We start from the raw sequence: 13413 nt of genomic DNA on the forward strand, positions 1-13413 counted from the left end.
GTAAGATTTGACATGTCTCCTATAGTTGGAATATTATAGAGTAGGAGTTACTTAATGTATAAATACGACGTAGTGATAGTAGGTGGAGGTCATGCTGGGTGTGAAGCAGCTACAGCTGCAGCTCGTCTTGGTGCAAACACACTACTTATAACCCATAAAATTTCAACTATAGGAGAAATGTCTTGTAATCCAGCAATTGGAGGAGTTGCAAAAGGTGTTGTAGTTAGGGAAGTGGATGCCCTTGATGGAATAATGGGAAGAGCTATCGACCGAGCAAGCATACACTCAGTCGTTCTAAATAGTAGCAGAGGTGCAGCGGTATGGGGACCACGCGCACAGGCAGACCGAAAATTATACAAAAAAGCAATACAGGAAATTATTCTAAATTATAACAACTTGACAGTAAAAGAAGAGTCAGTTGACGATTTTCTTATAGAAAGTGATAGCAACGGAGAATCTTATATAAAAGCTGTAATAACAGGCTCAGGTGAATGTATACTGACAAGCAGAGTTGTTTTGACTACAGGGACTTTTTTACGTGGTGTGATTCATATAGGAGAGCAAACAACTCCTTCAGGGAGAATGGGAGATAAACCTGCAATAGAGCTTGCAAATATGCTAAAGAAGTATAACTTTAAATTGGGTAGGTTGCGTACTGGAACTCCACCGAGACTCGATCGTGGCACTATAAACTGGTCAGTATTACAAGAACAAGTGGGTGACAATCCACCTATACCTTTTTCTTATCTTACAGAGAAAATTAACCAGCCTCAAGTCCCATGTTTTATTACTCATACTAATGAAAATACGCACAGAATAATTCGAGAGAATCTTCACAGATCAGCTTCTTCATATTTAGATAACGTTATTGCACCAAGATACTGCCCATCGATTGAAGTTAAAGTTAAAAAATTTGCAGAAAAAAATAATCACCAAATATTTTTAGAACCAGAAGGGCTTGATGATAACACTATATATCCAAATGGAATTTCAAATTCATTGCCCATCGAAGTGCAGTATGAAATGATAAAGAGTATCAAAGGGCTTAAAAATGCAGAAATATTAAGACCTGGATATGCAGTTGAATACGATTATATCGATCCACGCGAGCTATTTCATACTCTTGAAACTAAGAAAGTTAAAGGACTATATTTTGCTGGTCAAATTAATGGAACTACGGGATATGAAGAAGCAGCAGGGCAGGGAATTATTGCCGGAATTAACGCAGCGCTTTCTTCATCTCAAAAAAGTTTTGTTCTTCATCGTACAGATTCGTATATCGGTGTAATGATAGATGATCTGGTCACTAAGGGGATCGCTGAGCCTTACAGATTATTTACCTCACGTGCAGAGTACAGGCTGGCGATTAGGTCAGATAATGCAGATAGAAGGTTGACACAAAAAGGTTATGATATTTCCCTTGTATCGCATGAGAGACACTCTGTTTTGCAGGGTAAACTTGAATCCATTAAGCAACTTGAGGAGAAATTAGAGAGCCTAACAATTACTCCTGAGCAGCTCAGGTCCTATGGCATTAAAATATCTTATGACGGGATAAGAAAAACAGCACTAGATTTGCTCGGTTATCCAAATATTGACTGGAATAAATTACGAGAAATATGGCCAGAGTTAAACAGCACCACATGTTGGAATAACACCAGAGTGGATGTAGCTGACACTAAACCCTCTCCTGTCATCCCAGTGCATAACACACAACTGTGCCAACGTTATCTACCAGAAGGATGTCATCCCAGTGCTCTGACACTGGGATCCAGTAAAACCGATTGCAACCAGCGACACTTTCGATCAAAAAACTGGATTCCAGTGTCAAGCACTGGAATGACACCACCTGCTACCTACAAATTACAGGATTCATACAGTTGTGTGTATGACACTGAAAAAAATGTAGATTCCAGCGTCATGTGCTGGAATAACACTATAACTGATAGCATAACTAAAAATGAAATATATGAAGCAGTTGCAATTGAAGCAAAATACAAGCCTTATTTAGTAAGGCAAGAAGCAGATATGAAGTTTCTACAAGAGGAAGTTAATACTCAAATTCCAACTAATTTCAACTACTCACAGATTAAAGGCTTGTCAACTGAAGTGATAGAGAAGTTGCAATCAATAAAACCAGCAACAATTGGCATTGCAAAGCAAATACAGGGCATCACTCCAGCAGCAATAGTTAGCATATTAGTGTACCTTAGGAATAAGAAAACGAAAATAGCTGCTAATTCTGCGTAAGGTATTCCATGTCAAAAATCGAAGAATTTCGTTCATTTATGTGTGAAACAAATGTTGATGCATTTATGTTGCATACTAAAGATGAGTATTTGAATGAATATTCAAAAGAGTTAGCAGAGTTATGTGGCTTCACGGGAACAAATGGGCTACTTATCGTTACAAAGAGTAATAAGTGCCCATTTTTTACAGATGGACGCTATATCACACAAGCTCGCAGTCAGCTCGATCAGGGCAGTTTTCGAGTATATAATATACAAGAAGAGGATCCACACAAATGGGTAAAAGCAAACTTAACATTGACTACCTCACTGGGTTACTATCCGCAATATTTTACTATGAAGGACATAAGAAAATATGAAGGCATTTGTAAACTAGTACCTTACTTAATTGAAAAAGATAGTAGTCATAAGGCACAAACAATAGTCTCACATACATCTGGTGAGAGCAGTAAGGATAAATGTGAAAGAGTAGTGAAAGTTATAGAGGCTGAAGCAGTGCTTCTGACTGATCCAAATTCAATTTCATGGTTATTAAATTTAAGAAATGAAAGTGCTGAATATACTCCTTGTATATTGGGTCGTGCTATATTGTATAAAAATGCCAATGTTGATTTATTTATTCAAGATAAAGAACATTCAACTATAAAAGCAAATTTTGATAACCATATAAATGTTTTTGATATTAGTGAGCTAGAAAATTCACTACATAAGTTAAATTTGGTGATGATAGATCCAAGCACGACTCCAATGAGCATTATGGCTATGATAAAAAATAAGCAGATAATTGAGAGAGAGGATCCTTGTTTGCTTCATAAAGCAGTAAAAAATCAAACTGAAATAACTGGAGCTATAAACGCACACATCAAAGATGGAGTAGCAGTTACAAATTTTCTATATTGGCTTGAAAATAATGTTAAAAACCCTCATGTTACCCAAGTAGCTGACCAAAAGAAAAACGTAGATGTAGCTGATGCCATCTCAGGATCTCCTACTGTCATCCCAGTGCTTGATACTGGGATCCAGGAAAAAAACATAGATTCTAGCGTCACGCGCTGGAATGACAAAATGAGGTGTTGGAATAACATCAAGGAAGATGATGATTATTCAGATAAGAAGTTCAATGAAATTACTGAGCTTGAAGCTGAAGAAAAAGTTTTAGAGTACAGAAAAGAGCAGGATTTATTTAAGCAATCGAGTTTTCCAACAATTTCAGCATTCAACGAGAATGGAGCAATCATTCATTATCGTGCAAGCAGTAAAACAAATAAAACTATTCAAAAAAATGGACTATATTTGATCGATTCTGGTGGTCAGTACCTTGATGGTACAACCGATGTTACAAGAACTGTAGCAGTTGGCAATCCAACCAACGAGCAACGAGCTCATTACACAATAGTACTAAAAGCTCATATTGCGGTAGCAACTGCAGTCTTCCCTTCTGGAACTACTGGTGGAGAATTGGACATATTAGCGCGTATACATTTATGGAAATTTGGAATGGATTACATGCACGGTACAGGACATGGAGTAGGAAGTTACCTTTCGGTACACGAAGGACCGCAAGCAATATCAAAAGGAAATAAAGTGGAGCTCATGCCAGGAATGATACTTTCTAACGAACCTGGCTACTACATTCCAGGAAAGTATGGAATAAGGATTGAAAATCTTATGTATGTTGAAAAGCAAGAAAATGGCTTCTTAAACTTTAAACAACTGACTTCCATTCCATATGATAAAAAGCTAATAGATGTACAAATGCTTACTGAAGATGAAGTTAAATGGATAAATAGCTATCACCAATTTGTTTATAAAAATATAGAAAATGGCATAAAAGATAAGGAATGGTTAAAGAGAGTATGTGAACCTTTAAAATAGTTAATTTGTCATTTAATCAAGTATTAATATGGCTGTTTCTGTATTGTTTTTAATTAAAAAACAATATATAATATTAGTTTCAAATGGGTATAATTATGACAGATAAAGTACAAGATGATGAATTTATGAAGCAGTACATGGATACTTGCAAGGAGCAAATAGAAAAATTAGCAAGCGATCCTAATTTGCTTCAACAGACCTTAAAGCCATTTATGCAAATGTCTCAGCAGCTTATGGCTGGTGGAATGTTGGAAGGAAATATGCCTAGCATGATATCTGATATGGGTGGTATGGATATCAATAAGATGATTGCTCAGATGAAGGAAATGTATGATTACATAAAGAGTAATCACAAAGAGCTCATGAGAAAAGATGCTTTACAAATTCAAGAGCTTGATGATTCCAGCAGAAGATTGAGAGGCTTGGTCAAGAAATTGATAGAGAAAGTTGAAGCTAAGTAGTATTTATTCATATCAAAGAGCTATAGCAGTAGTGAGGTCTTGTTCCTCAAATTTAGTATTACCGTAAAATTAAATATAAACATAAAGGGATGAAGAGATGATTGAACTACAAAGCCAAGAAATTTGTCCAAATGGAAATAAGAAAAATTTGATTATTTTTTTTCATGGTTGGGGCTCAAGTGGCGATAATTTCGTGCATCTTGCTAAAGTTATGAGCAAGTCTTTATCTGATTCATATTTAATAGTGCCTAATGCTCCATTTGAAAGAGAAATAGGTGATGGTTATCAATGGTTTAGTTTAGAGGATCGTAGTGAGGAAGCGCTATATAGTGGAGTAAAAAATGCTGCATCAATTGTAAATCATTTTATTGATACAAAATTAAAGGAGCTTAATTTAAAAGATACTCAGCTTTCTTTAGTTGGATTTTCTCAAGGGGCAATGCTTGCAATGCATGTAGCTCTTACCCGGCTTCAGTCTTGTGCATCGGTTGTTGCATATTCTGGTAGGTTTCTTTCACCTTCAAAAATTGCACCGGAGATCAAATCAAAACCCAGCATATGTGTTATTCATGGTGATGCTGATGACGTGGTACCTTTTTCTTCCCTTAATTTAGCGGTTAAAGCTCTGAAAGAAAATGGAGTAAACGCTCAAGGATACCCAATTCATGGATTAGGCCATATTATTAATGAAGAAGGAATAAAGTTAGGGGTTGAATTTATCAAGAAGAATTTTGGAAATTAATTTCCATGCACTTGTTTTGCTTTGGTTACGGATATGTAGCTAAATTTCTATCGAAGAAATTGCTAAACTTAGGCTGGAAAGTTAACGGTACATCAAGAAATAAAGATATACAACTTTTTGATTATGAAAAGGTTGATCAAGATCTGCTTAAAAGCGTAACGCATGTTTTAGTTTCTATTCCTCCAGACGGCGATGATGTTATGGAGAGATACGGTCATTGTCTGGAGAATATTAAATGGCTTGGTTATCTGTCTGCAACTAATGTTTATGGTGACCACTGTGGTAATTGGGTGAATGAGGAATCTGAAACAAAGCCTATAGAAATTAGAGGAGAAAAGCGCCTTGAGTCTGAAAAGAAGTGGCTAAGTAGCAAATTGCCTGTACATATTTTTCGTTTGGCTGGGATATATGGTCCTGGTAGAAATGCGTTAATTGACCTGCAGCTTGGCAAAGCAAGAAATGTGAAAAAAATTTTTTCTCGTATTCACGTTGAAGATATATCGAATATTTTATTTTCTTCCATGCAAAATATAAAGCCTTGTGAAATATACAATTGTGCAGATGACTTACCTGCTACGCAATCTGAAGTGGTAACTTATGCAGCCGAGCTTCTTAATATTAGCCCTCCAAAGCCAGTTGAGATTTCTTCCGTACCGAATTACGCACGGGGTTTTTATTTAGGATCAAAAAAAGTAACCAATACTAAAATTAAAAAAGATCTTGGTGTCTCTCTAGTTTATCCTGATTACAAGGTGGGTTTAAAGAGTTTGTATATATTAGAATAGAGAAAATTAGATTGCCAGAGATGCAAAAAATTTTCTTGAAAGTTCCTTGTTTTGATGTAATAGCACTAGGCATACTATTATATAGAGGTAAATATGTTCAGCACTCAATCGCTCCCGGTTGAAAATATTCTATTACATCAAGCCGCTTATAGTGGTAATATAAATGAAGTTAGGTTATTACTTAATGTAAAAACTGATATCAATATCAAGGACAAAAAAGGATTTACAGCCTTGCATTTTGCTGTTTATTCAGGACATTTAGACGTAGTAAAGTTACTAATCAGTAAAGAAGCTAATGTTCATGCAAGAACTATTAAAGGCAGTACAGTTTTACACTTTGCTGTTGCAGCTAAAAGCAAAGCTATAGTAGAGGAGTTAATTAAAGCGGGAGCTGATCCCAATATAAAAGACTATACTCATGGTAAGACACCTTTACATATTGCTGCTCAAAATGGACTTGTAGAAGTTGTAAAGGTGTTACTTAATACTAAAGGAATTGAGATTGATGCTAAAGACAATGAATTTGGTATAACAGCTCTGTACTTAGCCTCTCAGAATGGACATACTGAAATAGTTGAACTATTAATTAGCACAAAAAATGCTGATGTTAACATGGTAGATAAAAAAAATAATGTCACACTCTTGTATCTAGCTGCTCAGAATGGGCATGCAGCAGTAGTTAAGTTGCTTCTTGATAATGGTGCTAAAGTCAATGGCTGTGATACCAGTATGAATCCTTTGTGTGTAGCTATTGATAATGGCCATGACGAGGTAGCTCAATTATTACTTAGTGTAGAAGGGGTGAATGTCAATATTGGCAATCAGCTTGGCAATACACCTCTACATATAGCAGCTATGAAAGGTAATGAAAAAATGGCAAGATTACTGCTAGAAAAAGGTGCTGATCCTAATATTAAAAACCTTTCAGGAGATACTTCCTTACAAGTTGCTGAATACGTAAGAAACATTAGCTGGCATGAGAATCCTCCAAATGTACAAGGAGGATTCTTTGCGTTAGTTGGCTCGAATGGAATATATTCATTTCAGCAATTTTATGAGCAAAAAAAAATTATGGAGCTTTTGGTACAACATATAAAGGACAGCAGACCTAGCTCATCAGTAGATGAAATTGACGTATCTGTTCAGCAAAGTGGCAAAATAAGATAGGTGAGAAGGCTAATTTGTGACATTGGCGTCCAGTTAAATTTGGGAGTGTTAAATAAACTGTGTCAAGCCGCATTTTTAGTTCAACTCAATTTTCAGTCTGTTGGGAAAGAAAATGTCAAGCTGAGACATAGTTAATGACCAATTAGGCAAAGCTGTAGTCCACTTTTGCTCTACCTTTTTTATAGCACAATATACCTGTTTGTACAAGGCATTTGTATTAGTAAATGAGCCCTTAGTTTTAGTAAATTTCCTAATTTGTCTATGCAATCCCTCAATTGGATTGGTGGTGTAAATCAGCTTCCTAACTGGTCCAGAATACTTAAAATAACCAGACAAATTTTCCCAATTGTTTTGCCATGATTTTGTAACCAAGGGATATTTTTCACTCCATTTTTCTTCCAGCTCAAGCAAATAATTCTCAGCAATCTCTTTACTTGAAGCACGATATATTTTTTTCAAATCATTTATGAAAACTTTTACATCTTTGCTAGATACATACTTCAGTGAATTCCTTATCTGATGCACTATGCATAGCTGTACTTCTGCTTTAGGAAATACACTATTTATAGCGGTAGGAAAGCTTTTTAGCCCATCAATACAGGCAATTATACCAATTCCCGCTATACAAGCAACGAATAGACAATAATGGAAAAAAAGCCATACTGGAGTAAGTAAAATAGCGAGGTTTAGATGGCATTAAGATCAAAATTATTGGATGAAAAAGTGGTGGAATCAGCAAAAGAGATGCTGAAGAAAGTAAGAAATAATGCGTATGTTGCAAAAAAACTAAATGCTGTAATTGCAGCAAAAAAGCACAGTATAACAGCTGTAGCAAAAATATGTTGCATTTCGAGAAAGGCAATTACTACATGGATAAAGCACATAAAATTTGGAAGAGAAGAAAAATTATTTTCTCCACCTCAACGCCGTAGAAAAACTATATTGAACCAAAGTCAACTTGAACAAATTGAGGTGTGGATAGAGGAAAACCCCAATATTACTATTAGAGAAATGAGAATAAGAATCCAAGAAAGATTTGGTTTGAATATCAGCAAATCCACAATACATCGTAATATGCAAAGAATGAAATTCTCATATATCACACCAAGACCAGTTCATAGTGGACAGGATAAAAATAAGCAAGAGGAGTTTAAAAAAAAACCTCAATGAAACTATTGTCATGCATTCTGAAAAAGAGCTATTTTTCTTCGATGAATCACGGTTTGGTACACATTCAAAAGTTGGACATGGGTGGTTTAAAAAAGGCAGTAGGACACAGGTTAAGGTAAAATTAGGTAGGGAAAATTTTTATCTCTATAGTGCAGTTAATCCCAGAAATGGAGAGAATTTTAGCTTATTTGCACCAAACGTCAACACTGCTTGTATAAATATATTCCTTGAACAGATGTCGCAATATTTAGGAATACGAAAGGCTTTTCTCGTGATGGATTGCGCTAGTTGGCATAAGTCAAAAAGTTTAAAGATACCTAAAAATATCGAAATTATATACCTACCACCATACTCACCTGACCTCAATCCTGTTGAGAGGTTTTGGTTATATATAAAACAGAACATTTTGCGCAATAAAATCTACGATACAATTGTTCTGCTTGAGAGCGCTTTGTGTAAATTTATTACCTCTCTTTCCCCTTCCACGGTTAAACAACTCTGCAATGCTTCTTATTTGGTTCATTAATAATGAGAGTTGGTATTAGAATACCTTAGAACCTGTACATGATCTCAAGAAAGGAATAAACTAAGAGATAATGTATATAAGTTAGGATATATGAGGAGTGTATACCCAAGTGATATAAGTCGGGAAAGATTTGAGATTATATTACCAGATCTAGAATCCTGTAGAAAAAAAACAAAACCAAGAAAACTGGATTTATATGAGTTATTTTGCGGTGTACTTTATGTGCTAAAAAGTGGCTGTCAGTGGCGAATGCTACCAAAAGAGTTTCCAAAATGGCGCAATTGTTACGATTACTTCAAGAGATGGAGTAAAAAACCGAATGAAGATAGAGAAAGTGTTCTAGAAATTGTCTTAAAAAAAATTAGTTGGAGAGGTTCGTTTCAACAGTGGTCGGAATACAAAAACAAGCTTCTGCATCATTGATGCTCAAAGTGTAAAAAACACCGATATTGCTGAAGAAAAAGGTTATGATGCCGGCAAGAAAATTTCAGGAATAAAGCGTCATATTGCAGTAGATACGCAAGGTTTGCCACATGCAATTTATATTACTACAGCTAATATCGGAGATCGTACTGCTGCTGTAGAGATGATTTGTAACGCAAGAAAAAATCTTTCCGAAGTTCAAAATATACTAGTTGATGCAGGTTATACAGGAGAAAATTTTGCAACTCAAATAAAAACGACTATTGGTGCAACCGTTGAAGTAATAAAACGAAGTGAATTACATACCTTTGTTGTATTGCCAAAAAGGTGGGTTGTAGAGCGTTCTTTTGCTTGGCTGGAAAAGTGTAGACGGTTATGGAAAAATTGCGAGCGTAAACTCAATACTAGACTACAAATGGTCGTTCTAGCTTTTACTGCCTTGCTCCTCAAAAGATTATGAACAGGCTCTTAATTGTCACCCGAATATGTGCATAGTATAAAATTATCTTGATAGACTTCAAGAGCTTTGCTTATGAAGTCAGTGTGCTTCTTGAAATACAATATACTTTCGTTACTTTAATTATGAAAATCCCTTAAGCCTTCTTGCCAATTACTACAATATTTTCACTTGGAAAAAAGTAGTCAGGTATAGCCATGTTTTTTGGTGCAGGACCACCAATTACTCGGCCTGATGTGTCATAATATGAACCATGACAAGGGCAGAACCAACCGTTGCCGTCTTTTGTAGCGTGATCAACCGGTACACATCCAAGATGGGTGCATATTCCAATCATAATTAACCATTCATCTTTCCCTTTATATACTCTTTTTTCATCTGATTCAGGATCTCTCAAATTTTCTGCATTTATGGCTCTTGCAGCCTCAATCTCTTGTTTTGTGCGCTTGCGGATAAATACTGGCTTACCTTGCCATTTTACCTTTTTTCCTTGTCCTTCTTGAATATCAGATAGATTAACCTCAACCGTAGACATCGCTAAAACCTCAGCAGAAGGATTCATAGACTTAATCAATGGCCAAAGACTGCTTGCAGCTCCTATACATGCCATGGCGCACGTAGTTAATGTTATAAAATCTCTTCTACTCTTATTTTTAGTAAGATCTTGAATAGGAGACGTTTTTTTATTCTTCTCTTTTGTCAACGATTTTTTATTTCTAGTTAATTTCTTATCCATCAATCTCTACTTGACCATAGATATATATTTTAGTTTAAATACTATAGATTAATCAACAGAAATTTGCACTTTTTGCTTAGCCTTTACTATACAATTAAGAAGAAATAGCGCTTTCGACCTCAGACGTATTCTCTATCAGTGGAGCTAGGATCTTCAATTTTTGCTACCGATACCACCTTTTCTTTACTTTCTGTTTTAAACAGAGTGACTCCCTGAGTGCTACGCCCTGCAATTCTAATTTCATTAACCGAAATGCGAATTAACTTTCCTTTATCTGTAATAAGCATTATGTTGTCATCCTGCTCAACTGGAAAACTAGCAACAACATTGCCATTTCTGCTAGTAGTAAGGATATTTGTAATACCAATACCGCCTCTACCTGTTACCCTATATTCATATGCAGAAGTTCTTTTACCAAAACCATTTTCAGTAATAGTTAATATGAATTGCTCATTCACTGCGAGCTCTAAGAATGTTTGCTTATCTATTCCTAAATCATTCAAAGTTTTTTCTAATTTAGAATCAATTGAGTTGTTGGTTGCAGCTTCCATCCTTTTTGCAAGCGGAACTCTTAAGTAAAGTTCTTTTGTTTCTGTTGCAATGCCTATGCCGTTTAGTATGGTCATGGATATCACGCTGTCATTTTTTGCAAGTTTGATACCTCTTACGCCATCTGAATTGCGACTCTTAAATTGACGCACATCGCTTACAATAAATCTGATGCTTTTTCCAAGCGTTGTTGAAAGTAGAACGTGATCAATTTCGCTACACACTTTAACTGACACTAATTTATCCCCTTCTTCGAGCTTTATTGCTATTTTTCCATTGCTTGGAATATAGTGAAAATCCGCTAAGGAGTTACGCCTTATGTTCCCATAAGCAGTGGCAAAAACTATATTTTGATTTTCGTCATTCTCACTTGGAAGCGGCATGATGTTAGTTATAGTTTCACCATCGCTAAGCGGGAATATATTAACAAGCGCTCTTCCACGTGCAGTTGGTTCTGCAAGAGGTAGTTTATAAACTTTTAATCTGTAAACTCGGCCAATATTAGAAAAGAATAAGAGGCTAGTATGAGTATTCCCAACAAATAATTTTGTGATTACGTCCTCCTCCTTTAACCCCTGTCCTAGCTTTCCTTTTCCACCACGATGCTGAGTTCTATAGTGAGAAAGCTTCACACGTTTGATGTAACCATTCATAGTTACGGTCACCACCATATCCTCCTGTGGAATTAGATCTTCAGCCTCAATGTCCATATCTGATTCTTCTATTGCAGTTTTTCGTGATATGGCAAATCTATTCTTTATTTCTTGTAAATTGTTTTTTATTTCTTTCATCAATTTCTCTTCTGAGCCAAGGAAAGCAATATATTCTTTTATCAGGCTAAGCATTGAATTTAGCTCATTTTCCAATTTGTTTTTTTCAAGGCCTGTTAAGCGTTGCAACTTCATGTCAAGAATAGCTTTTGTTTGCAGCTCAGTTAATCTATATACTCCATCTTTCAAAAAGCTCATACTGTCTGAGATTAGTTCAATAATCGTGCTTATTTCAGCTGAGGTTTTCCATTCCTTGTTTAAAAGCTCTCTACTTGCTTCTTCAGGATCTTTTGCACCACGGATGATTTTTATCACTTCATCTATGCTGAGAACCGCAATGTAGAGCCCTATGTATATATGAGCTTTTTCCCTCGTTTTTCTTAGACGAAACTCTGTTCTCCTGATTAGTACTTCTTTTCTAAAATCAATAAAAGCAGCTATGATTTCTTTCAATGACATCAAAGCAGGTCTGTTGTTGCTCAGAACTAAAGTATTAACACTAAAGCTACTTCTTAGAGGAGTAAGCCCTAGTATTTGATTCAATATAAAATCTGCTTCAGTGTTTTTTTTGAGATCAATTACCACCCTAATACCAGACTTATCAGACTCATCCCTAATCTCTGTTATGCCCTCAATTCTTTTTTCTTTTGCGAGCTCACCTATTTTCTCAATTAATTTTACTTTATTTACTTGGTAAGGTATTTCATCAATAACTATTGCTTGTCTATCTTGTGGCAGATTTTCTATATGGGTTTTACCCTGCACGACAATCGAACCTCGGCCTTTAGCAAACGCTGATCTTATTCCAGATCTACCAAGAATTATTCCTCCCGTTGGAAAATCTGGCCCTGGTACTACTTCAAGCAATTCATCTAGAGTAACTCCAGGGTTATCTATATATAACATGCAAGCATCAATTATCTCGCCAAGATTATGAGAAGGAATATTGGTTGCCATACCAACTGCAACACCACTTCCACCGTTTACTAACAGATTCGGAAATTCTGCAGGCAGTACAACAGGCTCTGTTTCATTTCCATCATAGTTTGGTCTAAAGTCAACTGTATCTTCATCAATATCATTTAGTAAGAAGTGTGACACTTTCTGAAGCCTTGCTTCTGTATATCGCATTGAAGCTGGTGGATCTCCATCTATTGAACCAAAGTTACCTTGCCCGTCGATAAGTGGTAAAAGAAGAGAGAAATCTTGAGCCATTCTAACCAAGGAGTCATAGATAGCCATGTCACCATGTGGGTGATATTTTCCCATTACATCCCCGACTATACGAGCTGCTTTTTTATAAGGTTTACCGGCATCGAACCCAGCCCTCGACATTGCGTATAATATGCGCCTATGAACAGGTTTAAATCCATCTCGCACATCAGGTATAGCCCGACTTATGATCACACTCATTGCGTAGGAGAGATAAGAATCTTCTAGCTCTTTCACTATTGAAACTGGTACTATGTTGTCTTGCATTTTCTATACTTTGATTGAAATAAT

General features: G+C 35.9%; 9 protein-coding genes and 2 pseudogenes. 8 read left to right on the forward strand and 3 right to left on the reverse strand.

Annotation, left to right across the window (positions count from 1 at the left end):
• The first annotated feature begins 54 nt into the window (after nt 1–54).
• The 6 genes from mnmG (at nt 55) to ABWU62_RS07895 (ending at nt 7279) form a co-directional block, all read left to right on the forward strand.
• On the forward strand, nt 55–2250 hold the full coding sequence (gene mnmG, locus ABWU62_RS07870; RefSeq protein ID WP_353288065.1) for a tRNA uridine-5-carboxymethylaminomethyl(34) synthesis enzyme MnmG: 2196 nt from the start codon (nt 55–57) through the stop codon (nt 2248–2250).
• Between the two features lie 8 nt (nt 2251–2258).
• Nucleotides 2259–4124: an aminopeptidase P family protein gene (locus ABWU62_RS07875; protein ID WP_353288066.1), complete on the forward strand. Its 1866-nt coding sequence runs from the start codon at nt 2259–2261 to the stop codon at nt 4122–4124.
• A gap of 95 nt (nt 4125–4219) precedes the next feature.
• Nucleotides 4220–4585: a hypothetical protein gene (locus ABWU62_RS07880; RefSeq protein WP_353288067.1), complete on the forward strand. Its 366-nt coding sequence runs from the start codon at nt 4220–4222 to the stop codon at nt 4583–4585.
• A gap of 97 nt (nt 4586–4682) precedes the next feature.
• Complete coding sequence (locus tag ABWU62_RS07885; protein ID WP_353288068.1) at nt 4683–5327, forward strand: alpha/beta hydrolase; 645 nt, start codon at nt 4683–4685, stop codon at nt 5325–5327.
• 5 nt (nt 5328–5332) lie between these two features.
• Complete coding sequence (locus tag ABWU62_RS07890; RefSeq protein ID WP_353288069.1) at nt 5333–6112, forward strand: SDR family oxidoreductase; 780 nt, start codon at nt 5333–5335, stop codon at nt 6110–6112.
• Between the two features lie 93 nt (nt 6113–6205).
• The gene (locus ABWU62_RS07895) at nt 6206–7279 is read left to right on the forward strand and encodes an ankyrin repeat domain-containing protein (protein ID WP_353288070.1); all 1074 of its coding nucleotides are present in this window, start codon (nt 6206–6208) and stop codon (nt 7277–7279) included.
• Between the two features lie 75 nt (nt 7280–7354).
• On the opposite strand, the pseudogene ABWU62_RS07900 reads toward ABWU62_RS07895, so the two are convergent.
• A pseudogene (locus tag ABWU62_RS07900) lies at nt 7355–7888 on the reverse strand (transposase); the annotation flags it as partial.
• 81 nt (nt 7889–7969) lie between these two features.
• Between ABWU62_RS07900 and ABWU62_RS07905 the strand changes: the two are divergent.
• Nucleotides 7970–8975, forward strand: a protein-coding gene (locus ABWU62_RS07905; RefSeq protein ID WP_353287090.1) for an IS630 family transposase whose coding sequence is annotated in 2 segments (ribosomal slippage) — nt 7970–8431 and nt 8433–8975 — 1005 coding nt in all. Because the reading frame shifts where the segments join, the coding sequence is not laid out codon by codon here.
• A gap of 90 nt (nt 8976–9065) precedes the next feature.
• Nucleotides 9066–9858 (forward strand): IS5 family transposase gene (locus ABWU62_RS07910; protein WP_353287093.1). Its coding sequence is split into 2 segments (ribosomal slippage): nt 9066–9329 and nt 9331–9858, totalling 792 coding nucleotides; the frame shifts between segments, so codons are not numbered across the junction.
• Between the two features lie 133 nt (nt 9859–9991).
• On the opposite strand, the gene petA is transcribed toward ABWU62_RS07910, so the two are convergent.
• Entirely contained in the window at nt 9992–10591 is a 600-nt protein-coding gene (gene petA / locus ABWU62_RS07915) for a ubiquinol-cytochrome c reductase iron-sulfur subunit (RefSeq protein ID WP_353288198.1), read from the reverse strand.
• A 94-nt stretch (nt 10592–10685) separates the two neighbouring features.
• Nucleotides 10686–13389: pseudogene (gyrA, locus tag ABWU62_RS07920) on the reverse strand (DNA topoisomerase (ATP-hydrolyzing) subunit A).
• Between the last annotated feature and the right edge of the window lie 24 nt (nt 13390–13413).

The sequence above is a fragment of the Wolbachia endosymbiont (group B) of Gerris lacustris genome (assembly GCF_964028355.1).
Lineage (GTDB): Bacteria > Pseudomonadota > Alphaproteobacteria > Rickettsiales > Anaplasmataceae > Wolbachia.

What these genes read in the sequence shown, in the direction of transcription:
- petA (WP_353288198.1), bottom strand. Translation starts at nt 10,591, where the DNA reads ATGGATAAGAAATTAACTAGAAATAAAAAATCGTTGACAAAAGAGAAG.
- ABWU62_RS07895 (WP_353288070.1), top strand. Translation starts at nt 6,206, where the DNA reads ATGTTCAGCACTCAATCGCTCCCGGTTGAAAATATTCTATTACATCAA.
- ABWU62_RS07885 (WP_353288068.1), top strand. Translation starts at nt 4,683, where the DNA reads ATGATTGAACTACAAAGCCAAGAAATTTGTCCAAATGGAAATAAGAAA.
- ABWU62_RS07875 (WP_353288066.1), top strand. Translation starts at nt 2,259, where the DNA reads ATGTCAAAAATCGAAGAATTTCGTTCATTTATGTGTGAAACAAATGTT.
- mnmG (WP_353288065.1), top strand. Translation starts at nt 55, where the DNA reads ATGTATAAATACGACGTAGTGATAGTAGGTGGAGGTCATGCTGGGTGT.
- ABWU62_RS07890 (WP_353288069.1), top strand. Translation starts at nt 5,333, where the DNA reads ATGCACTTGTTTTGCTTTGGTTACGGATATGTAGCTAAATTTCTATCG.
- ABWU62_RS07880 (WP_353288067.1), top strand. Translation starts at nt 4,220, where the DNA reads ATGACAGATAAAGTACAAGATGATGAATTTATGAAGCAGTACATGGAT.